The organism is Serratia sp. CY82433 (genome assembly GCF_052166535.1).
Taxonomy (GTDB): domain Bacteria; phylum Pseudomonadota; class Gammaproteobacteria; order Enterobacterales; family Enterobacteriaceae; genus Serratia; species Serratia sarumanii.
The window spans coordinates 1734849-1758470 of sequence record NZ_JBJNOR010000001.1; the positions used below are offsets into that span (position 1 = coordinate 1734849).

A 23622-nucleotide genomic window follows, 5' to 3' on the forward strand; every position below is an offset into this window, starting at 1 on the left:
ATTCAACAAAACGGTTGAATATTAGCCCGCCTGTTCTATATTCAACCATATGGTTGAATTATCTTCCTCACAGCTGGACGCCATTTTTCATGCGCTGGCCGACCCGACCCGCCGCTCGATGTTGCGTGCGCTGGCCGGCGGTGAGCGCAGCATCGGCGAACTGGCCGCGCCGCTGCAGATGTCGTTCGCCGGCGCCTCCAAGCACGTGAAAGCACTGGAACATGCGGGCCTGGTGCAACGCACCGTGCAAGGAAGAAACCATATCTGCCGGCTCGAACCCGAGCCTATGGCGCAGGCCATGCACTGGCTGCAAACCTATGAACATTTCTGGACTGAACGGCTGGATGCGCTCGAACAGGCGCTGCTGCAGCCCGAACAGCTTCCTCCCAAGGAGTGAACCATGAATGATTACGGCATGATTATCGAACCCGGTACGCTGCGCATCCAGCGGCTGCTGCCCGGCCCCATCGAGCGGGTGTGGGCTTACCTGACCGAATCCGACAAGCGCGCCACCTGGCTGGCGGCCGGCGCCATGACGTTGGAGAACGGCGCGCCGCTGGAGCTGGAATTTCGCAACTCCGATCTGGCGGGCGAGCACGAACCCCCACCGGCCAAGTACAAACAGCACGGCGGCTGCGTCAGCAACCGCGGCCACATCACCTGCCTGTTCCCGCCGCGCCTGCTGAGCTTTACCTGGGCCGAACAGGATCAGGGCCGCCCTTCCGAGGTGACCTTCGAACTGACGGAACAGGGAAGCGCGGTGCTGCTGACGGTCACCCACCGGCGCTTGGCCAACCGCGACGAGATGCTCAGCGTCGCCGGCGGCTGGCACACCCATCTGGATATCCTGCTGGATCGTCTGCACGATCGGGCGCCGCAGCCGTTCTGGAGCACCCATGCCCGGCTGGAAGAAGAGTACCGCGCCCGCCTGTAATTACGACTCGTCCCTGCGCCTGAACGCCAGATAACCGGCGATCAGCGTAAAACTGCCGACCAGCAACACCAGCAGGATAAAACCGTGGTGATTGCTGGCCAGCGGGATCCCCCCCACGTTCATGCCGAAGAAACCGGCGACGATATTGATCGGCAGCGCCAGCACGGTGATTACCGTCAGCGTGTAGAGCGTGCGGTTGTTCTGCTCCATCAGCTTGGCGCCCAGCTCCTCCTGCAGCAGCCGGATGCGTTCGGTCAGGCTGGCGAGATCGTTCAACACCACGGTGAACTCTTCGGTAAACTGCCGCAGATCCTGCACCACCTCACGGCTCAGCCAGGTCGGCGGCCGGTTCAACAGGCGAAACAGCGCGGCCGGTTCGGGCGCCAACAGGCGCTGAAAGCGCAGCAGCATGCGGCGCATGCGCCCCAGCTCGGTGCGATTGCGTTTGACGCGGCGCGTCAGCAGGCGATCCTCGATGGTATCGACATACTGGTTGGCCTGCCGCACCACCTGCTCCAGCACGTCCTCCTGCTCTTCCAGCAGGTGCGCCAGCAGTTCGGTGGACGAGGCCAGCTGCAGCGCCGTCAGGCGGCCGAGCAGCCGTTCAATCAGCCGCACCGGTTTATGGCGCACGGTCACCACCAGCCCGCGGCAGCAATAGAGCCACAGCGTCGCCGTTTCCGGGTTGCTGTCCTCGGGGTGGAAGATCACATCGTTGAGCACCGCGAACAGATCGTCGCCCTGGCGCTCGATGCGCGTGGTGTGCGAACCGTGGCGAATCTCGTGGAAGAAAAAATCGGAAATGGCGAAATGATTTTTCAACCACTTCTCCGCCGCCGCGTGGTTGAGATTGAGGTGCAGCCAGATAAAACCGTCGCCGGGCGGCAACGTCTGATAGGCCTGGCAGACCTGCTGCGAGTTCAGGCGCCTCGGCGGCTCACCGGAACGAAACACATGGCCGTAGATCAGCCCGGTCACTTCATCATCAAAATCCAGCTTGTGCATCTTTTCCGCTAACCGTTGCACCATAACGCCCTATCCTGCCTGTTGCCGTTAACCCAAGACCGTCCCCGCTGTTATAACAATCTTTATTTATCGGCGTTAATGATTTTCGCCGTTCCCGATGATTAATATTTTCGTCATAAAAAAGCCACATTCATTCAGAATACTTTTCAGGCGACAGCTACCGCATCCAATCCTCTCAGGAAGGTCATTATGAGCGATAACAGCGCCGTTCAACCGGACATGCCGGCCGCCTCCAGCCTGCCCAAACTGCATCAAAAGAACAGTCGACTCACTGTTCTTTTTTTTGTGTTCTTATTAATTCTGGGGATCGCGTTCGCCGGGGTGAACTTATTTAACGACGTCAGCGACGCCGGCGCCGTCTATACCAGTTACGTTCCGTTTTTATTATTGGGGCTGGCGCTATTGATTGCGCTGGGCTTTGAATTCGTCAACGGCTTCCACGATACCGCCAATGCGGTCGCAACGGTGATTTACACCCACTCGCTTTCGCCGATGGTCGCCGTGGTGTGGTCCGGTTTCTTCAACTTTCTCGGCGTGTTGCTCTCCAGCGGCGTGGTGGCCTTCGGCATCATTTCGCTGCTGCCGGTCGAGCTGATCCTGCAGGCCGGCACCGGCAACGGTTTCGCCATGGTGTACGCCCTGCTGTTCTCCGCCATCATCTGGAACCTCGGCACCTGGTGGCTCGGGCTGCCCGCCTCGTCGTCGCATACGCTGATCGGCTCGATTATCGGCGTCGGCGTAGCCAACGCCCTGATCCACGGCCGCACCGGCACCAGCGGCGTGGACTGGGGCCAGGCGATCAAGGTGGGCTACGCGCTGCTGCTGTCGCCGGTGATCGGCTTCGTGTTCGCCGGCCTGCTGCTGCTGGCGCTGAAGCTGTTCGTCAAGAACCGCCAGCTGTACAGCGCCCCTAAGGGCAATACCCCGCCGCCGCTGTGGATCCGCGGGCTGCTGATCCTCACCTGCACCGGCGTTTCCTTCGCGCACGGTTCCAACGACGGCCAGAAAGGCATGGGCCTTATCATGCTGATCCTGGTGGGCACCATGCCGATCGCCTACGCCCTGAACCGTTCGATGCCGCCGGAGCAGATTCCCCGGGTGGCGGCGCTGGCGGAGGTGACCCAAAACCAGCTGCTGCGCCAGTTCCCGGCCGGCGGCCAAACGCCGCCGCGCGAGGTGCTGACCGGCTATGTGCGCACCAGCGAGCTAACGCCGGAGGTGGTGCCGGCGTTGGCGCAGCTGGCCGGCGCGATCGGCGATCAAATCCGTCAGTACGGCTCGGTCGACAAGATCCCGGCGCAGGCGGTGTCGAACACCCGCAACGACATGTATCTGGCGTCCGAGACCATCAAGCACCTGAAGGCAGAGCATCAGCTGCAGATCAATCCCGACGCGCAGCGCAACCTCGACGCGCTGAAGGGCGAACTCGACAACGCCACCCGCTTCATTCCCTTCTGGGTGAAGGTGGTGGTGGCGATTGCGCTGGGGCTCGGCACCATGGTCGGCTGGCGCCGCATCGTGGTGACGGTGGGCGAAAAGATCGGTAAATCGCACCTGACCTACGCCCAGGGCGCCAGCGCCGAACTGGTGGCGATGACCACCATCGGCGCGGCCGACGCCTTCGGCTTGCCGGTTTCGACCACGCACGTCCTGTCGTCCGGCATCGCCGGCACCATGGCCGCCAACCGCTCCGGGCTGCAGATGGCCACCCTGCGCAATCTGCTGATGGCCTGGGTGCTAACCCTGCCGGCCTCGGTGCTGCTGTCGGCGGTGCTGTACTGGATCTTCAACCATTTCTAACACCGGGCCGATACGGAGAAAATCTGATGACCATGCATGAAGTCAACCGCGATGACGGTTTCAACCAGCGCCTGCTGCAAGAGTTTTACGACAGCTACGACGAAGAGCTGGAAATGGAGTTGGACGACCTGCGCTTCGACGCGGCAGAAGTCGACAGCGACGCGAAAAAAGCCTGGCGCAAGCAGTACTTCCGCGAACTGCTGCGCCTGCAGGGCGAGCTGGTGAAACTGCAGGATTGGGTGATGCGCACCGGCCACCGGCTGGTGATCATCTTCGAAGGCCGCGACGCCGCCGGCAAGGGCGGCGTGATCAAGCGCATCACCCAGCGCCTCAACCCGCGCACCTGCCGCGTGGCGGCGCTGCCGGCGCCGAACGATCGCGAACGCACCCAGTGGTATTTTCAGCGTTATATCGCGCATCTGCCGGCCGCCGGCGAAATGGTGCTGTTCGACCGCAGCTGGTATAACCGCGCCGGCGTGGAGCGCGTGATGGGCTTTTGCAACGACGAAGAGTATGAGGAGTTTTTCCGCAGCGTGCCGGAATTCGAAAAAATGCTGACGCGCAGCGGCATCCAAATCGTCAAATACTGGTTTTCAATCACCGATGAGGAGCAGGAGCTGCGTTTCCTCAGCCGCATTCACGATCCGCTCAAGCAGTGGAAGCTCAGCCCAATGGATCTGGAAAGCCGCCGCCGCTGGGAGGACTACACCGAGGCCAAAGAAATCATGTTAGCGCGCACTAACATTGCCGAAGCGCCCTGGTGGGTGGTTCAGGGCGTCGACAAGAAAAAGGCCCGTCTGAACTGCATCACCCACCTGTTGCAGCAGGTGCCTTATGAGGAAGCCGAAGGCAACGTCATCACGCTGCCGCAGCGCAAACGCAGCCCGGAATACCACCGTAGCCCGGTGCCGGACAACATGGTGGTGCCGGAAATCTACTGACCTTAGCGCAGAGAGGCGGCTACCGCTTCTCTGCGCTAATACAACGCTTTGATTTCTCTCACGCTAAGGGGCTAAACCCCTTGTTAAAGTGGTTGCTTTCCATTTTGACAGGAGTCTTCCATGCGCCAGCGCATCATTGTCTGCCCGCTGATTGAAAACGATAACGCCTTCCTGCTGTGCAAAATGGCGGCGCACAAGGGCGTGTTCCCCGGCCAATGGGCACTGTCCGGCGGCGGCGTCGAGCCGGGTGAACAGATAGAACAGGCACTGCGGCGCGAAGTGCGCGAAGAGCTGGGCGCCGCGCTGATCCTCGACGGCATCACGCCCTGGACCTTCCGCGACGATGTGCGCATCAAAACCTATGCCGACGGCAGCCGGGAGCAAATCTACATGATTTACCTGATTTTCGACTGCCATGCCGCCAACCGCGACGTGACGATCAACGACGAGTTCGACGACTACGCCTGGGTGCCGCGCGAGCGTCTCGCGGACTACGATTTGAACGAGGCCACCCGCTTGACGCTGCAACAAAAGGGATTGTTGTAACAGTTTGAGCGATTATCGCCCTATTTTCTTCACATTTGCCGGGCAGACTCTTTTGATATTTTTTAATCACTTAGGGTCACTATTGCCGCCGTTATGCTTTTATCTCACGCTTTTCTCCGTCTGCCCGCCCGGCGCTTCGGCGCCGCCCTCCTGTTCAGCCTGCTGTTCGTTTTGGCGCCCGTGCATGCCGCTGCGCCGCCGCTGGTGCTGAACGCCAAATCGGTGCTGGTCGTCAATCAACGCACCGGAAAGACGCTCTATCAGAAGCAGCCGAACCGCGTGCTGCCGATCGCCTCGCTCACCAAGCTGATGACCGCCATGGTCGCCCTGGACAGCAAACGCCCGATGGGCAGCAGGCTGAAAGTCACCGCCGCCGATCGCGATCTGCTGAAGAAAACCCACTCGCGCCTGACCATCGGCTCGGTGCTCAGCCGCCGCGACATGCTGCACATCGCCCTGATGTCTTCGGAGAACCGCGCCGCTGCGGCGCTGAGCCGCAGCTATCCCGGCGGACGCAAGGCCTTCGTGGCGAAAATGAATCAGAAAGCGCACGCCATCGGTATGAAACGCGCACGCTTCTACGATCCGACCGGGCTGACGCCGCGCAATGTGGCGACCGCCAACGATCTGCTGAAGATGGTCAATCACGCCTATCGCTATCAATCGATTCGCCGCTTCAGCACCGACAAGCAGCAGATCGTGCGTCCTGGCCGAGGCCAGTTGGTCTACCGCAGTTCCAACGGCCTGATCAACAACCCAGCCTGGAAGATCCAGCTGCAGAAAACCGGCTTTACCGACGAGGCCGGCCACTGCCTGGTGATGCGCACCACCATCAAAGGGCAGCCGGTGGTGATGATCCTGCTCGGCGCGCAGTCGCGCTACGGCCACTACCGTGACGCCATTCGTCTGAAGGCCTGGCTCGAAGGATAATATCGCGGCGCTTTACCGATCTGCGCATATCCAAATTCGTTTTGGATCAATGGAATATCCTATCGCCAATCAGTATTAAGGCGCGCGCCGCCCGCATGGTATTTGTCAGGCATATCTGATGAGGAAAGGAGCGGGAAAATGGCTTATGCCTTGAGCATATTGGAAAAGAGTCCGATCGCCGACGGGGAAAGCGCCGCCCAGGCGCTGGCGCGCACGCTGCATCTGGCGCAACAGGCGGAACGCTGGGGCTATCGGCGTTTCTGGCTGGCGGAGCACCACAACACGCCGCAGCTCGCCTGCCCGTCGCCGGAAGTGCTGATCGGCTACCTGCTCGGCCAGACGTCGCGCATTCGCATCGGCTCCGGCGGCGTGATGCTGCAACACTACAGCGCCTACAAGGTGGCCGAAAACTTTAACCTGCTTGCGGCGTTGGCGCCGGGGCGCGTCGATCTCGGGGTGGGCAAAGCGCCCGGCGGCCTGCCGCTCGCCACCCAGGCGCTGCAGGCTGCCCATGACCGGCAACACAAGCCGGCTTTCCCGCAGCAGCTGTCGCAGCTGACCGCCTATCTGAACGACGACGCCGAGCCCGGCCTGAGCGCCACGCCGCTGCCGCCGCATGCTGCCCAGCGCTTTCTGCTCGGCGCCAGCAAAGAGAGCGCGGCGCTGGCGGCCGAATCCGGCTGGGCCTTCGTGTTCGCCGCGCATCTGAACGGCAATCCGCAAGATATCAGCGCAGCGCTGGCGCACTACGCCGCACACAGCGGCGGCCGCAAGGCGCTGCTGGCGGTAGCGGCGATCGCGGCGCCAAGCGCGGAACAGGCCGCGGCGCTGGCGGCGGATATACAGCAATACCGCGTCCACGTCGCCGGTGAGCAGAGCGTGACCGTCGGCAGCCTGGCGCAGGCCGAGAGTTTCGTGCAGCAGGCCGGCGCCACCGACTACCGCATCGAGCCGCGGGAAAGCCATATCCTGCTCGGCACCGCACCGCAGGTGCATCAGCAACTGGCGCAGCTGCAGCAGCGGTACGGCGTGGACGAGTTCATCATCGACACGCCGATCGCCGAACCGAGCGCCCGGCTCACCTCACTGCAGCTGCTGGCGGAGGAGAGCCTGACGCCGGCCTAGTTGATCGCCGCGCTGGCCCGCATGGCGTCGGCCAGATCCTGCGCCAGAGCCGCCAGTTGCGCCGGCGCCACGTTGGCCAGGCTGACGCGGATCGCAGGATCGCTCTTCAGACGAAAAGGCTCGCCGCCCTGCACCAGCCACCCCCGCTGCGCCATCAGCTGCGCGGCGGCGGTTTCCGACCGCACCGGCAACCACAGGTGCAGCCCTTCACCTACCGCCAGCGCCGTGTGATTCAGCGCGTTGAGCCGTTGCACCAGTTCATCCCTTCTGGCCTGATACGCCTGCTGCGCCCGCTGCAGCTGCCCTTCCTGCAAGGCCTGCCCCCACAGCCTGGCGGCAATCTGCTGCAAGATATGGCTGACCCAGCGCTCGCTGATGTACTGATCGGCGCGCATTGCCTGCAGCAACGTCGGGTTGCCGCAGGCCAGCGCGATGCGCAGATCCGGGCTGAGAAACTTGCTCAGCGACAGCACGTACAGCCCGCGATCGCCGTCGAACGGCAGATGCAGCGGCAGCTGCGACAGCGGCCCCCAGAAGTCGTCGACGATCGCCAGACACTGCGGATTCGCGCTGAGAAAACGCCGCCACTGCTGCGCGCGTTGCGCAGAAAGCGAGGCGCCGGTCGGATTGTGGGCGCGCGGCGTCAGGATCACCGCGCCCGCCGCTCCGCTTTCCGGCAACCGACACCCCTGTTCATCCATCGCCAGCGGCAGCGGCCGCAGACGCAGGTGGCGCAGCAGCGTCAATAGCGGCGGCCAGCAGGGATCTTCCACCCACACCGCCGCGCCCGGCTGCATATGGCAGCGCAGCGCCTTTTCCATCGCGTCCAGCGCGCCGGAGAACACCGCCGGTTCCCCCAGCGTGACGCCCTGGCGGCCGAGCCACTCGCGCCCCAGGCCGGTCAATACCGGCAGATCGCCGCTGATGTCATAACCGTTTTGCTGCGGGAACGCCTCCGCCGCGCCCAGCGCCAACGCCGGCAACAATGCGGCATCGAGATTGCCGCTGGCCAGATCGCACATCCCCGCCGGCACCTGGCGCGGCGCATAGGCCGCACTCACCGCCGCCAGCGGCGGCTCCAGCACCACCGTTCCCGCCCGCCCGCGCGTCGCCACCAGACCGGCATCGCGCAATCGGGCGTATGCGCTGGCGACGGTATTCGGATTGACCTCCAGCTCCGCCGCCAGCTGGCGTACCGGCGGCAACAGCTCGCCCGGCCGCAGCGCTCCGTCTTTGATGCGTGCGGCGATCTGCTCGGCAATCTGGACAGCGCCGCCGCCTTTTGCATACAATGAAGTCATACATAAATCCTTTTGTACTAGTTCAAAACAGATTAACAGCTTCCGCGGCCAAAAGTAAGGGGTTCCATGGATAAACATTACGTGCTCGACATTCAGTATGCAGGAAAAGCCTTTGCCCGCCTGCAGATGTTCACGCCCTGGGCGGCCGATCAGCTGGAGCAGGCTTGCGCGCTGTTCCCGGCCGCGCAGGGTTATCAGGTGCAGCTCAGCCAGGTCAGCGAACGCCGCATCGTCTACCAGAGCGGCGCGCAAGGCATCGCGGTGCTGGGCGAGTCGCTGGCGCTGACGCCGTTCACCCACGCTCACGAGGTTAAACAATGAAAAAAGCCGTCGCCATTCGACACGTCAATTTTGAAAACCTGGGCATCCTCGGTTCCCTGCTCTCGCTGCGCGGCTATCAGATCGACTATTACGATGCCGGCCGCGATGATATTCGTGCTATCAATAATGAAGAGACCGATCTGTTAGTGGTGCTCGGCGGGCCGATCAGCGCCGCCCAACACTTTTCCGGCGCGCAGCGCTATGATTTTCTCGACCATGAATTGGCGCTGGTCAAACAGCGGCTGGCGCAGCGGCGGCCGACCCTTGGGGTGTGTCTCGGCGCGCAGGTGATCGCCCAGGCGCTGGGCGCCGACGTGATCTCGCTCGGCGTCAAAGAGATCGGTTTCGCCCCGCTGACCACGCTCACGGCGCAAGACGACTCGGTGCTGGCGCCGCTGGCCGATACGCCGGTGCTGCATTGGCACGGTGATATGTTCATGATCCCGGAGGGCGCCCGCTGCCTGGCCGGCACGGCGGTTTGCCCGCATCAGGCCTTCGACTATCAAGGGTTCGCGCTCGGGCTGCAGTTCCATCTGGAGGCGGATCATCGCGATATCGAACGCTGGCTGATTGGCCATGCCTGCGAACTGGAACTGGCCGGCATCGCGCCCCAGAGCCTGCGCGAACAGGCGGCGCGCCACGGCGCACAGCTGGAACAGCGCGCGCGGCAGGTGTTCGCCCGCTGGCTGGATAATAACGAACCAAGGATGTAACTCATGCAACAGACTTCACCCTTGCGATCACCGTCCATCGACGTGATCAGCATTCAATCTCAGGTGGTCTACGGCAGCGTCGGCAACGGCATCGCCTACCGCGCCCTGCTGAAAAAAGGGCTGGAAGCGCTGCAGGTGCCCAGCGTGCTGTTCGGCTGCCCGCCCTATTACGGCAAGCCGCACGGCGGCATCATCTCCGGCGAGTGGTTCGGCGGCTTTCTCGACGATCTGATCGCCCGCGGCGTGATGAAGCGCGCCCGGGCGGTGATCGTCGGCTATCTAGGCGACGTGATGCAGTGCCATATTCTGGCCAACTGGCTGCAGCGGGTGCGCGCCCTCAATCCGCAGATAAAGATCTATATCGATCCGGTGATGGGCGATTACGGTGAAGGGATCTACGTGGATGAGCGCATCGTCAACTGCTATCGCTCACCGTTCCTGCGGCTGGCCAACGGCCTGACGCCGAACGGTTTCGAACTGGAGCAGCTGTGCGGCCGGCAACTGAGCAGCCAAGAGCAGACGCAGCACGCCGCGCAGGCGCTGTTGAACGACACCACCGAATGGGTGCTGGTCACCAGCGCGCCGGGCGTGGCGCAGCACGAAGACGAAGTGGGATTGATGCTGGTCACCCGGCAGGAAACGCAGTGCTTTACCCATCCGAAGGTCAAATCGGCGGTCAAAGGCACCGGCGATCTGTTCGCCGCACTGCTGGTGAGCCATCTGCTGCACGGCGCCGCGCTTGACGCGGCCGTGGTCGCCGCCGGCGGCGAAGTGTGCGACGTGCTGGCCGAAGCGGCGCATTTCGGTTGGGAAGAGATCGGCAGCCTGCGGGCGTTACAGCCGTAAGGCCAGTGGAGAGTCAGGGGCAGCGTGCCGCCCCTGATAAATATCAGCGTTTTTTCTTTTTGTTGAAATCCAGCTCGAAGGCGAACACCGCGCTTTGAATTTTGCGCTCCATCGCCAGCCCCAGCTTGAGGAAACGGCACGACAGGCGCGAGAAGTGCACCACCTGATCGTTATCGTCGGTTTCCTGATCGTCGTTGACTACCACCAGCTCCATGTTGACCTTGAAGCTGCCGTAGCTGCCCAAATCCAACTCCGCTTTCTTGAACTGCAGGCCCGGCTGGAAGAAATCCGGCAGCGGGCCGTCGAAACGCAAACCGACGCCGCCGGCGGACAGATCGTGGATCCGCAGCTCATAAGGCGTGCCGTTCGGGTATTCGCCGGTACAGAAGAATTGGCGCCAGTGCGGCGTGGTGATGCGGAACTGGCGACGGCGCTGGATGTAGACCAACTCCTGCGGCAGCCGGGTCGAGCAGGCCTGGACGCCCTGATGTTCGGTCAGCTCCGCCTGGCCGACGGAAAACTCGATTTTGGCGTCGTTGCTTTCAATCACGATGGTGCAGGCGCCGTCGATGGCGTTTTCCGCTTCCTCACCGCTAAACACGATATTGTCCGGCCCGACGCTCAATAACAGACTTTGAAACCGGTGCTGCTGATTTTCTACGCGCAGCGGCGTGCGTTGTTTGCAAATTTCACGCAGAATCGCCAGAACTTCAAAACGCTCCCGTTTGATAAACAGTCCGTTATCGCTGTGCTCCACACGTCTCTCCTGACTTTTTTTCTAATGACGTATTACGTATTCCTTACGGTTATCATCTCTGGGAATATTCCTAAAGTCAAATTTGCCAGCGCTGCCAGGCCTGCGGCAGCAGGCGTGCGAAACGTTTCGCCCACGCCTGTTGCCCACGTTCGTCGGCGATCAGATCCTGGCGGATTTCGATGCCGACATAAGGCAAACCGCGGCGTTCCGCATGGACCGGCAACGTGTAGTCGGTGGCATCGGTCATCGCATAGGGTTCGTTGATCCCCACCTGCAAATCTCCCTCTTCGCGCAGCAGCTCGGCCAGCAGATGGGCAAATTCCGGGTAGCGGTTAAACAGCAGCCCCACCTGCCAGGGGCGCGATGCCCCTTTGAACACCGGCGTGAAACTGTGCATGGCGATCACCGCCGTCGGCAGTTCACGCAGTTGGCGTTGCCCCAGATGATCGTCGATGGCGTGGTGATACGGCAAAAACACCTCGCGCTCGCGCGCCAGCGCGTGCTCGGCGTCGATACCGATATTGCCGGGGATCGGCGTCAGCTCGGACAAATGCGGGATCGAGCTGGCGATGCCGGGCGCCCGGTTGCAGTCGATCACCAGCCGTGAGTAACGCTGGTGGATCAGCGTGGCGTCCAATTGGCGGCTCAGATGGCGCGACACGCTCAGCGCGCCGATGTCCCAGCCGATGTGGCGTTCGATCTCCCCCGGCGGCAAACCGAGGTCGCCGAGGGATTGCGGGATCGCCTTGCCGGCGTGATCGCACAGCAGCAAAAAGGGCGCTTTGCCGCGCGGGATTTCAACGGCGGCGGCAGAGGGTTCGTCGGCGGACAATAACGGCGGGATAAACGAGTGAGGCATGACGGGCTCCGGCGGTGGAAAGCAAAACGTTTATCGTAGCGCTATCCCGTCGCCGGCCCCAAGGTCGTGCTTAGATCAAAAAGGCATGAGTCAGACTGTAGTCATGCCGTCTCGGCTGGCTGCGGCTGGTGCACCGCGATATAACGCTGATACCGCGACGGCTTGAGCCGCGTGGTATCCACCAGCACCAGCCCGTCGATGCAGTTGTTGAAAGCCGGATCGGTGCCGAAGTCGATAAACTGTACCCCGCCCGGCTCGCACAGTTCGGTGTACTGCTTGTACAGCGTCGGGATCGAGCAGCCGATATTGCTGAGCAGGCTCTTGAGCCGCACCAGATCTTCCTGGTAGTTATCCCCGGCAAACTGCGCCAGCACCTGCGGCAGTGACGCCGGATAAGGCCGGCGCGATTGCGCGAAGGCGTGGTCCGGCGAGAAATAGAGCCGATAGAAGGCGATCAGCAAATCGCGCGCCGCCAGCGGCATGCCGCCGGAGATCGACACCGGGCCGAACAGGTAGCGATACTGTGGGTATTTCGCCAGGTAGGCGCCGATGCCCAGCCACAAATAGTCCAGCCCGCGCTTGCCCCAATAGGCCGGCTGAATGAAGCTGCGCCCCAGCTCGATGCCCTGCGCCAGGATCGGCTCCATATCGCGATCGTAGTGGAACAGGCTGTTGCTGTAGATGCTTTCCAGCCCTTTGCGCGCGATTTGTTCGGCGGTGGGGATAAAACGATAGGCGCCGACGATTTCCAGCTCCTCCTCATCCCACAGCACCAGGTGGTAGTAATCGTCGTCATAGCTGTCCAGATCGCGGCGGCGGCCGGAGCCTTCTCCTACCGCGCGGAAGGCGATCTCGCGCAGACGCCCCAGTTCGCGCAGGATCGGCGTGCGCGCTTCGTCGTGGCGGCGATAGAGGTAGATGGTTTTACCGTCCGGCGTTACCCCCAACCGCTCGCAGTTCGCCAACGCCTTTTTCAGCTCCAGACGCTCTTCCGGCAGCGCGATCGGCGATTCGCTGGCGAACAGCCCCGGCTTGCCCTGCCCCAGGCGATACACGTGGCGGCGAAAACGCTCCGCCAGATCCTTGGCGCTGGTGTGGCCGTCGTGCCAGCTGGCGAACGGCACGCGGCCGCCGACGCGGATCTTGATGCGCCCGCCCCGCTGCTGGAACATTTCGCGCACCAGCAGCAGCGTCGACAGCGGCCGGTAGACCAGCGAGGTAAAGTAGAACAGGTTGCTGTTGCGCGCGCTGATGTGGATCGGCACGATCGGCGCGCGCGCCTTGGCGGCCAGGCGCAGAAAACCGGTATGCCAGTGGCCGTCGCGGATGCCTTTCGGGCTCATGCGCGACACTTCGCCGGCCGGGAACAGGATCAGCGCGCCCTGATTGTCCAGCTGCCGCTGCATGCCTTCAATCTGTTTGCGGCTGGTTTTATAAGCGACGTTATCCACCGGCACGAACAGGTTGCGCAGCGGTTCGATGTAGGTCAGCAGCTGGCTGGCCACCACTTTCACATCCGGGCGCACCGCCGCGACGGCGCGCAGCAGCACCAGGCCGTCGAGCGAGCCGATCGGGTGATTGGCCACCAGCACCACCGGCCCCTGGCTCGGAATGTTTTCCAGATCGCCGTCCACCAGCTCGCAGCTGAGGTTGAAGTAGTCCACCACCTGCTCGATCAGATCGAGCCCTTTCAGGTGGGGATAGTCGGCGGCGAACTGTTTGAATTCTTTTTCGAAGAGAAGGGTTCTTAGCAGGCTGCGCTGCCAGGCAGGGGTATTGCGGTGTGGAAATGCATCTTGCAACAGAGAATCCAGGCTGAACATCGCGTTATCTCCTGACGTAGTCGCTGCAAACTTAAGCCAGAGCCGTGACTCTGACGTGTCAGTTACATGACAATAAAATGAATCCATCGACTATCAGGTATAGCAAAGTAATGAAGAATTGGGAGCGAAAGACGCATTTTCGTCCCCACTTGCCCTCACATCGGCGCCGGTAGCGGCGTACGCGGAACAGCACGGTTACGCGCGCCGGCATAAAAAAACAGTGAAAGCCCGGCGATTGTCGAATTACCGCTGCGGCTTTCGTCATCGGCAGACTGAATAAATAGACGCCGAGAATTGTCGACTGATAAATAACGAATTTGCCGTTTTCACTTTGCGTTGACACCGCTTTCGCTTGCCGCTCAATCGAAAGCAAAAATAAATATAACCAACTGATAGATATAAGTATTTTTAAAATAACCGATTGCATTTCAGCGTTTCGTTTGCTGTAATTCGCCATAACTAACTGAAAGCGTTCCGGTCGGTATCGCCGCGGCTTATTAAGCCGTGGTCGGGCACGGCTACCGGTAAATCAGGAGTTTGCGTTAATGCCCAATACCGCAAAACGCCGGGAATTAATTATCGACCCGCAGCAGTGCAGGATCGGTGCTTGCCTAAAGGCGCTGCACCATTGAGGGAGCGACGTGATTATCGCCGACCGTTAACCAAGGCTTTTAAGGAGTTGTCATCATGAACGCGTATTTCTCTTACGAGGCGGATTGGCTGAAGCAGCGCAACGCCTGGCACACCGCCGCAGAGATTTGGCAGCAGCCGGATCTGTGGGCCGCGCTGCACCGGCAATTGCAGGATCAACAGGCGCAGTGGCAGCCGTTCCTGGCGCCGCTGCTGGCCAATCCGCACCTGCAAATCGTGCTGTGCGGCGCCGGCAGCTCGGCGTTCGCCGGCCGCGCCCTGGCGCCCTGGCTGCGCGAACGAACCGGCCGCGACGTGGCGGCCTACGGCACCACCGATATCGTCGCCAATCCGTTGCAGTATCTCGACCCTGAGCGGCCGACGCTGCTGGTCTCCTTCGCCCGCTCGGGCAACAGCCCGGAGAGCGTGGCGACGGTGGAGCTGGCCGACCAGCTGCTGCCGGAAAGCTATCACCTGATGCTGGTGTGCAACCCGGACAGCCGGCTGGCGCAGTATGCGCATCGGCGCGATAACGTCTGTTCGCTGGTGATGCCGCAAGGCTCCAACGATCAAAGCTTCGCCATGACCTCCAGCTTCAGCTGCATGATGCTGAGCGCCGCGCTGTTGCTCGGCTCGGCTTCGCTCGAGGCCGCCCAGGCGCCGCTCAACGCCATGGTGCAGCGCTGCCGTACACTGCGCGAAACGCTGCAGCCGCAGGTGAAGGCGTTGGCCGCCAGCGGTTTCCGCCGTTATATCACCCTCGGCGGCAGCTGTTTTACCGGCCTGGCGGAAGAGGCCTCGCTCAAGATGCTGGAGCTGACCGCCGGCCGCATCGTTACACGCTACGACTCGCCGCTCGGCCTGCGCCACGGCCCGAAATTCATGGTCGACGGCCAGACGTTGGTGGTGCTGATGTTCTCCCGCGACGACTACGCCCGCCAGTATGACCGCGATCTGTGGAACGAACTGCAGCGCGACGGGCTGGCGATGCAGTTGGTCGGGTTGACCGGCGAGCGCCAACCCCTGTCCGATGCCCTGCTGCCTATGCACGACGCGGCCGACGATATCTGGCTGCTGTTCCCGTATCTGCTGTTCACCCAGATGCTGGCCTTCGAGAGTTCGCTGGCGCAGGGGCTGACCCCGGACAATCCTTGCCCGACCGGCGAGGTCAACCGGGTGGTGAAAGGCGTGACGATTTACCCTTTTCCTTCCCCGGTGCTGTAAGGAGATCCCATGTATCTGATAGCCAACCGAGAAATGCTGCTCAAGGCGCAGCGTCAGGGTTACGCCGTCCCGGCGTTTAACGTCCACAATCTGGAAACCGTGCAGGTGGTGGCGGAAACCGCCGCCGAACTGCGCTCCCCGGTGATCATGGCCGGCACGCCCGGCACCTTCAGCTATGCCGGTACCGACTACCTGATCGGCATTTGCCAATCTGCCGCGCACCGCTACGATCTGCCGTTGGCGCTGCATCTGGATCATCACGAAGCGCTGGACGACATCGAGCACAAGGTGAAAAGCGGCATCCGCTCGGTGATGATCGACGGTTCGCATTTGCCGTTCGAGCAGAACATCGCCAAGGTGGCCGCCGCAGTGGTCCTGTGCCATCGCTACGGCGCCAGCGTGGAAGCGGAGCTGGGGCGCCTGGGCGGGCAGGAAGACGATCTGATCGTCGATGCGGCGGACAGCTTCTATACCGACCCGGCGGCGGCACGCGAGTTCGTCGCCGCCACCGGCATCGATTCGCTGGCGGTGGCGATCGGTTCCGCCCACGGCCTGTATCACGGCGAGCCGAAGCTGGACTTCGAGCGCCTGGCGCTGATCCGCGAACAGGTGGACGTGCCCCTGGTGCTGCACGGTGCCTCCGGCATTCCGGAGGCGATGGTTAAGCGCGCGATCTCGCTCGGCGTCTGCAAGGTCAACGTCGCCACCGAATTGAAAATCGCCTTTGCCGATGCGGTGAAAAGCTACTTTTCACAGCACCCGGATGCCAATGACCCGCGCAAATACATCGTCCCCGGCAAGCTGGCGATGAAAGAAGTGGTGGCGGAAAAGATCCGCATCTGCGGCAGCAGCGGTATGCTGTAACCCCCCGCTCGCCCCCGGTTCCTGCGGTTGCGCCACGGGGGCGAAAACATCCCGCCCTTTCCCGCTTTCCTGAGAGAACGATCACAGCCTTTTACCCTGCCCGCGCCGGAAACCATTAACCGGTCTTCACTATGATCCAAATCATGGTTTTACCTACCCTACCTCCTTATTATCAAATTCATTGAATGCAGGCAGTAGGATTTTTGCCCATTCGTTTTTATTTCGTCAGGCGAAATAGCTTATTTTATGAAAACAAGGGCGCTTGTTTTTAATTGGCAGTGTTTTTTAATCTGAGAGGAACAGCGTATGAACCATTACTTAGCCGTATTAAGCGCATTGGTCATTCTGCCCTTCGCTCTGCAAGCAAAACCGCTTTCCGGCAGCCAGGTCGCATCCGGCGTCGTGCGCTTCACCGGCGCCATTACCACCCCGGCCTGCACCATCACACATCAGGATGAACAGCTTGTCTCCAACTGCTTTGGCAAAGTGACCGAATATCAGAACGGATATATTTCCTCTTCGTTAAAAGAGATGCCAAAAGAATTAGTCTCTGCCGTCACCAGCGAAATAGTAAATAACGATCCCCATTTAAAGCGCGTGACCATCAGCTATAAGTAACGCCAACGCGTTAATGCCTGGTGAAATAATAAACAGAACACAACTTGCCTTGATTAATTATAAATTTATTTTATAAATTCATCGGGCAATGACTCCCCGGCTTACCCTGAGCCGGCTATTCGGGCAACCCTGCGGTTGCCCATCAGCATGTCCGAAATCCGCCATCTCTTCCCCCGCTTTCGTGCGATAATCGTCATACCAAACCGAGGAGTGATCCAGATGCAGACTTTTTTGATTGATCGTACCGCCACGCCGGTGGGAGAACTGGTGCTGATTGCCGATGAACAGGGGCGCCTGCGGGCGATTGACTGGACCGATCACGAAGCGCGCCTGATGAAGCTGCTGAATACCCACTACCGCGCCGATCGCTTCACCCTGCGCGAGCAGCGCGATCCCGGCGGCCTGACCGATGCGATGCAACGCTATTTCGCCGGTGAGCTGAGCATTATCGATCGGCTGCCGGTGATGACCGCCGGCACCGAGTTCCAACGCACCGTATGGCAACAGCTGCGCCAAATCCCGTGCGGCGAGATCCTGACCTACGGCCAGCTGGCGCAACGCATCGGCCGTCCGACCGCCTCGCGCGCGGTCGGCATGGCCAACGGTTCGAATCCGATCAGCATCGTGGTGCCCTGCCACCGGGTGATCGGTTCGCAGGGCGCGCTGACCGGCTATGCCGGCGGCGTACAGCGCAAGCAGTGGCTGTTGCAGCATGAAGGCTACCTGCCGAAAAGTTTGCTGTAGCCGCGGCGATGAGCTCATCCAGGCCATTGTTTGGCGCTGCTTAATAAAGCACGTTGCTCAACGCCGCGCTCATGCCCGCTTTGGCACTATCAATAACTTGTGTGAATAAAACGCATAAGTCACAAATAATACTCATAACTTCAGTCCCATACAGAATAATCGGCGGCATGTGTGCGCAAAATTCGCACACAATACCCCTATTCATGCTAATGCCACCCTTATCAGCTGCTGCAAAAGATGTTAAAATTGACTCATATCAATTATTGAATGAGCGTAATCTATGATCCCGGAAAAACGCGTGATTCGTCGTATCCAGTCTGGTGGTTGTGCGATCCATTGCCAGGACTGCAGCATCAGCCAGCTGTGCATTCCTTTCACCCTTAATGCCCACGAGTTGGACCAACTCGACAACATTATCGAGAGGAAAAAGCCCATCCAGAAAGGCCAGACCCTGTTCAAGGCCGGCGACGAGTTGAAGTCGCTGTACGCGATCCGTTCCGGGACCATCAAAAGCTATACCATCACCGAGCAAGGCGACGAGCAGATCACCGGCTTCCACCTCGCGGGCGATCTGGTGGGCTTCGACGCCATCGGCGGTCTGAAGCACCCGAGTTTTGCCCAGGCGCTGGAAACCTCGATGGTGTGTGAGATCCCGTTCGAAACCCTCGACGATCTGTCCGGCAAAATGCCTAACCTGCGTCAGCAGATCATGCGGCTGATGAGCGGCGAGATCAAAGGCGACCAGGACATGATCCTGCTGCTGTCGAAGAAAAATGCCGAAGAGCGCCTGGCGGCGTTCGTTTACAACCTGTCGCGCCGCTTCGCGGAGCGCGGCTTCTCACCGCGCGAGTTCCGTTTGACCATGACCCGCGGCGACATCGGCAACTACCTCGGCCTGACGGTGGAAACCATCAGCCGCCTGCTGGGCCGCTTCCAGAAAAGCGAAATCCTCAGCGTGAAAGGCAAATACATCACCATCGAAAACGCCGACGCCCTGTCGGTGCTGGCCGGTACGCCGCGCATCAACGTGTCCGTTAACGCCTGATTCTCCTGCCGGATCAACATTTCACTGAAATTGTTGATCCGGCGCCGCTTCTGTTGTTGTTCTGTTTTTCAATGTTGGGTTACTCTGTAAATTAACAGACTGTTGATTTCAGCTGTAAGGAGGCCCTATGGCGAAGTATCAGAATCTTCTGGTGGCTATTGACCCCAATCAGGACGACCAGCCGGCATTGCGCCGCGCCGTGTACCTGGTGAAACGGAACGGCGGGCGCATCAAAGCCTTCCTGCCCATTTATGACTTCTCTTACGAAATGACGACCCTGCTCTCCCCGGACGAAAGAACGGCGATGCGGCAAGGTGTGATCAGCCAACGCGCCGCCTGGATCAACGAGCAGTGCCGCTTTTACCTCAACGACGGCGTGCCGATCGAAATCAAAGTGGTCTGGCATAACCGCCCCTTCGAAGCCATCATTCAGGAAGTGCTTTCCGGCCAGCATGATCTGCTGCTGAAAATGGCGCACCAGCACGACCGGCTGGAGTCGGTGATCTTCACCCCCACCGACTGGCACCTGCTGCGCAAATGCCCTTGCCCGGTGTGGATGGTGAAAGACCAGCCCTGGCCGGAAGGCGGTAAAGCGCTGGTGGCGGTCAACCTGGCCAGCGAAGAACCCTATCACGATCCGCTCAATATCAAACTGGTGCAAGAAACCGTCGAACTGGCGCAGAACGTCAACCAGACCGAGGTTCACCTGGTCGGCGCCTATCCCGTTACTCCGATCAACATCGCCATCGAGCTGCCCGATTTCGATCCGAGCGTCTACAACGACGCCATCCGCGGCCAGCATCTGATCGCCATGAAAGCGCTGCGGCAGAAATTCTGCATTAAGGAAGAATTCACCCACGTGGAAAAAGGCCTGCCGGAAGAGGTGATCCCCGATCTGGCCGAACACCTGCAGGCCGGTGTGGTGGTTCTGGGCACGCTGGGCCGCACCGGCATTTCGGCGGCCTTTATCGGCAACACCGCGGAACATGTGATCGACCATCTGAAATGCGATCTGCTGGTGATTAAGCCGGAGAACTTCAACTGCCCGATTGAGACGGATGAAGACGATGAGCACGACGACGAAGATTAACCCTCGCGCATAAAAAACGGGCCGCTAAGCGGCCCGTTTTTTTGGTTGCTCACTTACTTCTGCAATGCCCGCAGAATCGCTTCCACGCTGTCTTTGGCGTCGCCGAACAGCATCTGGGTGTTCTCCTTGAAGAACAGCGGGTTCTGCACGCCGGCGTAGCCGGTGTTCATCGAGCGTTTGAACGCGATCACGTTCTGCGCTTTCCACACTTCCAATACCGGCATGCCGGCGATCGGGCTGCGCGGATCCTCCAGCGCCGCCGGGTTCACCGTGTCGTTGGCGCCGATCACCAGCACGGTGTCGGTATCCGGGAAATCTTCGTTAATTTCATCCATCTCCAGCACCACGTCGTACGGCACCTTCGCCTCCGCCAGCAGCACGTTCATGTGGCCCGGCAAACGCCCCGCGACCGGGTGAATGCCGAAACGCACCTTCACGCCGCGCGCCCGCAGTTTCTCGGTGATTTCCGCCACCGGATATTGCGCCTGCGCCACCGCCATGCCGTAACCCGGGGTGATGATCACCGAAGTGGAGTTCTTCAGCTGCTCGGCCACCTCTTCCGCCGTGGTTTCACGGTATTCGCCCATCTCTTCGGCGTCGCCGGTGGACGAACCGTCACTGCCGAAGCCGCCGGCGATCACGCTGATAAACGAGCGGTTCATCGCCTTGCACATGATGTAAGACAGGATCGCACCCGAAGAACCCACCAGCGCGCCGGTGACGATCAGCAGATCGTTGCTCAGCATGAAGCCCGCCGCGGCGGCCGCCCACCCCGAGTAGGAGTTAAGCATCGACACCACCACCGGCATGTCGGCGCCGCCGATCGAGGCCACCAGATGCCAGCCGAACGCCAACGCGATCGCCGTCATCAGCAGCAGCGTCACCACCTGCCAGCCCACGCTGTCGGTACGCACGAACGCCACCAGCAGCAGGAACGAGATCACCAGCGCCGCCAGATTCAGCTTGTGGCGGTTCGGCAGCATCAGCGGCTTGGAAGAGATGATGCCACGCAGCTTGCCGAAGGCGACGATCGAACCGGTGAAGGTGACCGCGCCGATAAAGATGCCGAGGAACACTTCGGTCAGATGGATGTTCGCCATCACCGGCTCCATCGGCGCGCCGTGATCCAGGTAGCTGTTGAAGCCGACCAGCACCGCCGCCAGGCCAACGAAGCTGTGCAGCACCGCCACCAGTTCCGGCATTTCGGTCATCTCGACCTTCCTGGCCAGATAGACGCCGATCGAACCGCCGATGATCATGGCGATGATGATCCAGCCGACGTTGCCGGAATCCGGCCCCAGAATGGTGGCGATCAGCGCGATCGCCATACCTGCGACGCCGAACAGGTTGCCCTGCTTCGACGTTTCATGGCGCGACAGGCCCGCCAGGCTGAAAATAAACAAAATAGCGGCAACAATGTATGCAGCTGTAACCAATCCTCCAGACATTTGCTACCCCTTAGTTCTTGCGGAACATCTTCAGCATGCGCTGAGTGACGGTGAACCCACCGAAAATATTGATGCTGGCGATCAGCACGGCGATAAAGGAGAGGAAACTCACCCAGCCGCCATGGCCGATCTGCAACAGCGCGCCGACCACGATAATCCCTGAGATCGCGTTGGTGACCGACATCAACGGGGTATGCAGCGCATGGCTGACGTTCCAGACCACGTAGTAACCGACCACGCAGGCCAGCGCGAACACGGTAAAGTGCGACAGGAACTCTTTCGGCGCCGCGTCCGCCAGCCAGCCGAACAGCAGGATCGCCAGAGCCATCAGGCCGTACTTCAGCCACGGCGAGGTTGGTTTGGCTTCGGGTTTGGCGGCCGGTGCGGCGGCGGGGGCCGCTTTCGGCTGGGCGGAGACCTGGATCGGCGGCGCCGGCCAGGTGATTTCACCGCTGCGCACCACGGTAACGCCGCGGATCACCGTATCGTCGAAATCGATGTCGATCTCGCCGTTTTTCTCTTTCGACAGCAGCTTCAGCAGGTTGACCAGGTTGGTGCCGTACAGCTGCGAAGATTGGGTCGGCAAGCGGCTCGGCAGATCGGTATAGCCGATGATTTTCACGCCGTTGTCGGTCACGGTAATGGTGTCGGCCACGGTCAGCTCGCAGTTGCCGCCGGTTTGCGCCGCCAGATCGACGATCACGCTGCCCGGCTTCATCGACGCCACCATCTCTTTGGTGATCAGTTTCGGCGCCGGTTTACCCGGGATCAGCGCGGTGGTGACGATGATATCCACCTCCGCCGCCTGCGCGGCGAACAGCGCCATCTCGGCCTTGATAAAGGCTTCGGACATTACTTTGGCGTAACCGTCGCCGCTGCCCGCTTCCTCTTCAAAATCCAGCTCGAGGAATTCCGCGCCCATGCTCTGCACCTGCTCTTTCACTTCCGGGCGGGTATCGAAGGCGCGCACGATGGCGCCGAGGCTGCCCGCGGCGCCGATCGCCGCCAGGCCGGCCACGCCGGCGCCGATGATCATCACCTTGGCCGGCGGCACTTTGCCCGCGGCGGTGATCTGGCCGGTGAAGAAACGGCCGAACTCATGCGCCGCTTCGACGATCGCGCGGTAGCCAGCGATGTTGGCCATCGAGCTCAGCGCGTCCATCGACTGGGCGCGCGAGATGCGCGGCACCGAGTCCATCGCCAGCGCGGTGACGTTGCGCGCCGCCAGCTTGGCCATCAATTCGGGGTTTTGCGCCGGCCAGATAAAGCTGACCAGCGTGCTGCCTTCGCGCATCAAGGCGATCTCGTCGTCTTGCGGCGCGTTGACTTTCAGGATCAGATCCGACTGCCACACTTCGCTTTCGTCGACCAGCGCCGCGCCGGCGGCTTCGTAGGCGACGTCCTCAAAACTGGCCAGTTTACCCGCCCCGCGTTCAATCGCGACGGTAAAACCCAGCTTCAGCAGTTGTTCCACCGTTTTCGGCGTGGCTGCGACCCGGGCTTCATTGGCCAACCGCTCTCTTGGTACACCAATACGCATAATGTTCCCTTCTCACCTGTCTTGGATGATGTTTATTATTTTCCTGCCCATAGCACGGCGTCACCGGCGGGCGTGGCATTAACTTGCCCGCACTGATTTCAGACGCCAACTATAACCTACTGAAAATAAGGTCGATGATCCATAATTGCTTACGCATTCAGCTCTGTTTTTACATAAAAACGCCGCGCGTGATATGACAAATCGCAATTTACTGTGAAAAAATCCATACATAACAGCGCATTCTGCGTGACAAGAGATTTACGCCCGGCGTAACGATTTATGGCCATGCGCGGTGTAAAAGCATAAAAGTTATCATTTTGTGAATAATTAACATTAATGACACCAAAGCCGTTATTATGGAAACTTATGGCGATGGCGCCATCCGTGCGCCCGGCGTCACCGTCGGCGATTTGTCGCACGGGATAACATAAAATGCTGAGACAGTTTTCAGAATTACATGTAATAATCGACGGCTGAATTACACTTAAACAGTTCAG

24 protein-coding genes are annotated in these 23622 nt (G+C 60.7%); 16 read left to right on the plus strand and 8 right to left on the minus strand.

Translation table 11 applies throughout. From position 1 onward, the window contains the following. The first annotated feature begins 49 nt into the window (after positions 1-49). Together ACJ8PI_RS08455 and ACJ8PI_RS08460 are read left to right on the plus strand one after the other, a co-directional pair. Positions 50-397, plus strand: a complete 348-nt coding sequence (locus tag ACJ8PI_RS08455; protein WP_004938187.1) for an ArsR/SmtB family transcription factor — start codon at positions 50-52, stop codon at positions 395-397. A 3-nt stretch (positions 398-400) separates the two neighbouring features. Beyond that, on the plus strand, positions 401-934 hold the full coding sequence (locus ACJ8PI_RS08460; RefSeq protein WP_038880195.1) for an SRPBCC family protein: 534 nt from the start codon (positions 401-403) through the stop codon (positions 932-934). Here the strand turns inward: ACJ8PI_RS08460 and ACJ8PI_RS08465 are convergent, their stop codons facing one another. Next, positions 935-1963, minus strand: a complete 1029-nt coding sequence (locus ACJ8PI_RS08465; RefSeq protein WP_033653089.1) for a transporter — start codon at positions 1961-1963, stop codon at positions 935-937. 186 nt (positions 1964-2149) lie between these two features. On the opposite strand from ACJ8PI_RS08465, the gene ACJ8PI_RS08470 reads away from it, so the two are divergent. The 5 genes from ACJ8PI_RS08470 to ACJ8PI_RS08490 all read left to right on the plus strand — a co-directional run bounded on the left by ACJ8PI_RS08470 (position 2150) and on the right by ACJ8PI_RS08490 (position 7302). Further along, entirely contained in the window at positions 2150-3760 is a 1611-nt protein-coding gene (locus ACJ8PI_RS08470; protein WP_033634630.1) for an inorganic phosphate transporter, read from the plus strand. 26 nt (positions 3761-3786) lie between these two features. After that, positions 3787-4701, plus strand: a complete 915-nt coding sequence (gene ppk2 / locus ACJ8PI_RS08475; RefSeq protein ID WP_033648410.1) for a polyphosphate kinase 2 — start codon at positions 3787-3789, stop codon at positions 4699-4701. 120 nt (positions 4702-4821) lie between these two features. After that, positions 4822-5247, plus strand: coding sequence for a nucleoside triphosphatase NudI (gene nudI, locus ACJ8PI_RS08480; RefSeq protein ID WP_164134192.1), 426 nt, complete (start codon positions 4822-4824; stop codon positions 5245-5247). Positions 5248-5340: 93 nt separating this feature from the next. Next, complete coding sequence (pbpG, locus tag ACJ8PI_RS08485) at positions 5341-6177, plus strand: D-alanyl-D-alanine endopeptidase (protein WP_164134191.1); 837 nt, start codon at positions 5341-5343, stop codon at positions 6175-6177. 138 nt (positions 6178-6315) lie between these two features. Next, a complete protein-coding gene (locus ACJ8PI_RS08490) occupies positions 6316-7302 on the plus strand; it encodes an MsnO8 family LLM class oxidoreductase (RefSeq protein ID WP_041035235.1) in 987 nt (328 codons plus the stop codon). Here ACJ8PI_RS08490 and ACJ8PI_RS08495 read toward each other — a convergent pair. Further along, complete coding sequence (locus ACJ8PI_RS08495; protein ID WP_164134190.1) at positions 7299-8603, minus strand: aminotransferase class I/II-fold pyridoxal phosphate-dependent enzyme; 1305 nt, start codon at positions 8601-8603, stop codon at positions 7299-7301. The two genes, ACJ8PI_RS08490 and ACJ8PI_RS08495, sit on opposite strands and share 4 nt — an antisense overlap. Positions 8604-8669: 66 nt before the next feature. On the opposite strand from ACJ8PI_RS08495, the gene ACJ8PI_RS08500 reads away from it, so the two are divergent. The 3 genes from ACJ8PI_RS08500 to pdxY are packed head-to-tail and all read left to right on the plus strand — an operon-like array spanning position 8670 to position 10483. Continuing rightward, complete coding sequence (locus tag ACJ8PI_RS08500) at positions 8670-8924, plus strand: hypothetical protein (protein ID WP_033634636.1); 255 nt, start codon at positions 8670-8672, stop codon at positions 8922-8924. Further along, positions 8921-9637 carry a glutamine amidotransferase gene (locus ACJ8PI_RS08505; protein WP_060421209.1) on the plus strand — a complete coding sequence of 239 codons (717 nt, stop codon included), beginning with the start codon at positions 8921-8923 and terminating at the stop codon, positions 9635-9637. The genes ACJ8PI_RS08500 and ACJ8PI_RS08505 overlap by 4 nt, the downstream gene beginning before the upstream one ends. A gap of 3 nt (positions 9638-9640) precedes the next feature. Further along, positions 9641-10483: a pyridoxal kinase gene (gene pdxY, locus ACJ8PI_RS08510; RefSeq protein WP_060421212.1), complete on the plus strand. Its 843-nt coding sequence runs from the start codon at positions 9641-9643 to the stop codon at positions 10481-10483. A 43-nt stretch (positions 10484-10526) separates the two neighbouring features. Here pdxY and ACJ8PI_RS08515 read toward each other — a convergent pair whose 3' ends face one another. The 3 genes from ACJ8PI_RS08515 to olsF all read right to left on the minus strand — a co-directional run bounded on the left by ACJ8PI_RS08515 (position 10527) and on the right by olsF (position 13922). Then, the gene (locus ACJ8PI_RS08515) at positions 10527-11240 is read right to left on the minus strand and encodes a flagellar brake protein (RefSeq protein ID WP_033634639.1); all 714 of its coding nucleotides are present in this window, start codon (positions 11238-11240) and stop codon (positions 10527-10529) included. A 76-nt stretch (positions 11241-11316) separates the two neighbouring features. Continuing rightward, positions 11317-12099, minus strand: coding sequence for an N-formylglutamate amidohydrolase (locus ACJ8PI_RS08520; protein ID WP_033634640.1), 783 nt, complete (start codon positions 12097-12099; stop codon positions 11317-11319). 101 nt (positions 12100-12200) lie between these two features. Next, the gene (olsF, locus tag ACJ8PI_RS08525; RefSeq protein WP_033648417.1) at positions 12201-13922 is read right to left on the minus strand and encodes an ornithine lipid synthase OlsF; all 1722 of its coding nucleotides are present in this window, start codon (positions 13920-13922) and stop codon (positions 12201-12203) included. 687 nt (positions 13923-14609) lie between these two features. Here olsF and ACJ8PI_RS08530 point away from each other — a divergent pair. The 6 genes from ACJ8PI_RS08530 (at position 14610) to uspE (ending at position 20137) form a co-directional block, all read left to right on the plus strand. Then, on the plus strand, positions 14610-15776 hold the full coding sequence (locus ACJ8PI_RS08530; RefSeq protein ID WP_164134189.1) for an SIS domain-containing protein: 1167 nt from the start codon (positions 14610-14612) through the stop codon (positions 15774-15776). Between the two features lie 9 nt (positions 15777-15785). Beyond that, positions 15786-16640: a tagatose bisphosphate family class II aldolase gene (locus tag ACJ8PI_RS08535; RefSeq protein ID WP_033653074.1), complete on the plus strand. Its 855-nt coding sequence runs from the start codon at positions 15786-15788 to the stop codon at positions 16638-16640. A gap of 306 nt (positions 16641-16946) precedes the next feature. Beyond that, positions 16947-17258 (plus strand): hypothetical protein, encoded by a 312-nt coding sequence (locus tag ACJ8PI_RS08540; protein ID WP_033648420.1) that lies wholly within the window; start codon positions 16947-16949, stop codon positions 17256-17258. Between the two features lie 219 nt (positions 17259-17477). Continuing rightward, positions 17478-18002, plus strand: coding sequence for a methylated-DNA--[protein]-cysteine S-methyltransferase (gene ogt / locus ACJ8PI_RS08545; RefSeq protein ID WP_047567308.1), 525 nt, complete (start codon positions 17478-17480; stop codon positions 18000-18002). A 280-nt stretch (positions 18003-18282) separates the two neighbouring features. Beyond that, positions 18283-19047: an FNR family transcription factor gene (locus ACJ8PI_RS08550; RefSeq protein WP_033634646.1), complete on the plus strand. Its 765-nt coding sequence runs from the start codon at positions 18283-18285 to the stop codon at positions 19045-19047. Positions 19048-19174: 127 nt separating this feature from the next. Continuing rightward, complete coding sequence (gene uspE / locus ACJ8PI_RS08555) at positions 19175-20137, plus strand: universal stress protein UspE (RefSeq protein WP_033648422.1); 963 nt, start codon at positions 19175-19177, stop codon at positions 20135-20137. A gap of 53 nt (positions 20138-20190) precedes the next feature. Here uspE and pntB read toward each other — a convergent pair whose 3' ends face one another. The 3 genes from pntB to ACJ8PI_RS08570 all read right to left on the minus strand — a co-directional run bounded on the left by pntB (position 20191) and on the right by ACJ8PI_RS08570 (position 23544). Then, complete coding sequence (gene pntB, locus ACJ8PI_RS08560; RefSeq protein WP_033634648.1) at positions 20191-21585, minus strand: Re/Si-specific NAD(P)(+) transhydrogenase subunit beta; 1395 nt, start codon at positions 21583-21585, stop codon at positions 20191-20193. Positions 21586-21595: 10 nt separating this feature from the next. Further along, the gene (pntA, locus tag ACJ8PI_RS08565; protein ID WP_004938288.1) at positions 21596-23125 is read right to left on the minus strand and encodes a Re/Si-specific NAD(P)(+) transhydrogenase subunit alpha; all 1530 of its coding nucleotides are present in this window, start codon (positions 23123-23125) and stop codon (positions 21596-21598) included. Positions 23126-23274: 149 nt separating this feature from the next. Next, positions 23275-23544, minus strand: coding sequence for a hypothetical protein (locus ACJ8PI_RS08570; RefSeq protein WP_141240932.1), 270 nt, complete (start codon positions 23542-23544; stop codon positions 23275-23277). Positions 23545-23622 lie beyond the last annotated feature (78 nt).

What these genes read in the sequence shown, in the direction of transcription:
- ACJ8PI_RS08455 (WP_004938187.1), top strand. Translation starts at nt 50, where the DNA reads ATGGTTGAATTATCTTCCTCACAGCTGGACGCCATTTTTCATGCGCTG.
- ACJ8PI_RS08460 (WP_038880195.1), top strand. Translation starts at nt 401, where the DNA reads ATGAATGATTACGGCATGATTATCGAACCCGGTACGCTGCGCATCCAG.
- ACJ8PI_RS08465 (WP_033653089.1), bottom strand. Translation starts at nt 1,963, where the DNA reads ATGGTGCAACGGTTAGCGGAAAAGATGCACAAGCTGGATTTTGATGAT.
- ACJ8PI_RS08470 (WP_033634630.1), top strand. Translation starts at nt 2,150, where the DNA reads ATGAGCGATAACAGCGCCGTTCAACCGGACATGCCGGCCGCCTCCAGC.
- ppk2 (WP_033648410.1), top strand. Translation starts at nt 3,787, where the DNA reads ATGACCATGCATGAAGTCAACCGCGATGACGGTTTCAACCAGCGCCTG.
- nudI (WP_164134192.1), top strand. Translation starts at nt 4,822, where the DNA reads ATGCGCCAGCGCATCATTGTCTGCCCGCTGATTGAAAACGATAACGCC.
- pbpG (WP_164134191.1), top strand. Translation starts at nt 5,341, where the DNA reads ATGCTTTTATCTCACGCTTTTCTCCGTCTGCCCGCCCGGCGCTTCGGC.
- ACJ8PI_RS08490 (WP_041035235.1), top strand. Translation starts at nt 6,316, where the DNA reads ATGGCTTATGCCTTGAGCATATTGGAAAAGAGTCCGATCGCCGACGGG.
- ACJ8PI_RS08495 (WP_164134190.1), bottom strand. Translation starts at nt 8,603, where the DNA reads ATGACTTCATTGTATGCAAAAGGCGGCGGCGCTGTCCAGATTGCCGAG.
- ACJ8PI_RS08500 (WP_033634636.1), top strand. Translation starts at nt 8,670, where the DNA reads ATGGATAAACATTACGTGCTCGACATTCAGTATGCAGGAAAAGCCTTT.
- ACJ8PI_RS08505 (WP_060421209.1), top strand. Translation starts at nt 8,921, where the DNA reads ATGAAAAAAGCCGTCGCCATTCGACACGTCAATTTTGAAAACCTGGGC.
- pdxY (WP_060421212.1), top strand. Translation starts at nt 9,641, where the DNA reads ATGCAACAGACTTCACCCTTGCGATCACCGTCCATCGACGTGATCAGC.
- ACJ8PI_RS08520 (WP_033634640.1), bottom strand. Translation starts at nt 12,099, where the DNA reads ATGCCTCACTCGTTTATCCCGCCGTTATTGTCCGCCGACGAACCCTCT.
- olsF (WP_033648417.1), bottom strand. Translation starts at nt 13,922, where the DNA reads ATGTTCAGCCTGGATTCTCTGTTGCAAGATGCATTTCCACACCGCAAT.
- ACJ8PI_RS08530 (WP_164134189.1), top strand. Translation starts at nt 14,610, where the DNA reads ATGAACGCGTATTTCTCTTACGAGGCGGATTGGCTGAAGCAGCGCAAC.
- ACJ8PI_RS08535 (WP_033653074.1), top strand. Translation starts at nt 15,786, where the DNA reads ATGTATCTGATAGCCAACCGAGAAATGCTGCTCAAGGCGCAGCGTCAG.
- ACJ8PI_RS08540 (WP_033648420.1), top strand. Translation starts at nt 16,947, where the DNA reads ATGAACCATTACTTAGCCGTATTAAGCGCATTGGTCATTCTGCCCTTC.
- ogt (WP_047567308.1), top strand. Translation starts at nt 17,478, where the DNA reads ATGCAGACTTTTTTGATTGATCGTACCGCCACGCCGGTGGGAGAACTG.
- ACJ8PI_RS08550 (WP_033634646.1), top strand. Translation starts at nt 18,283, where the DNA reads ATGATCCCGGAAAAACGCGTGATTCGTCGTATCCAGTCTGGTGGTTGT.
- uspE (WP_033648422.1), top strand. Translation starts at nt 19,175, where the DNA reads ATGGCGAAGTATCAGAATCTTCTGGTGGCTATTGACCCCAATCAGGAC.
- pntB (WP_033634648.1), bottom strand. Translation starts at nt 21,585, where the DNA reads ATGTCTGGAGGATTGGTTACAGCTGCATACATTGTTGCCGCTATTTTG.
- pntA (WP_004938288.1), bottom strand. Translation starts at nt 23,125, where the DNA reads ATGCGTATTGGTGTACCAAGAGAGCGGTTGGCCAATGAAGCCCGGGTC.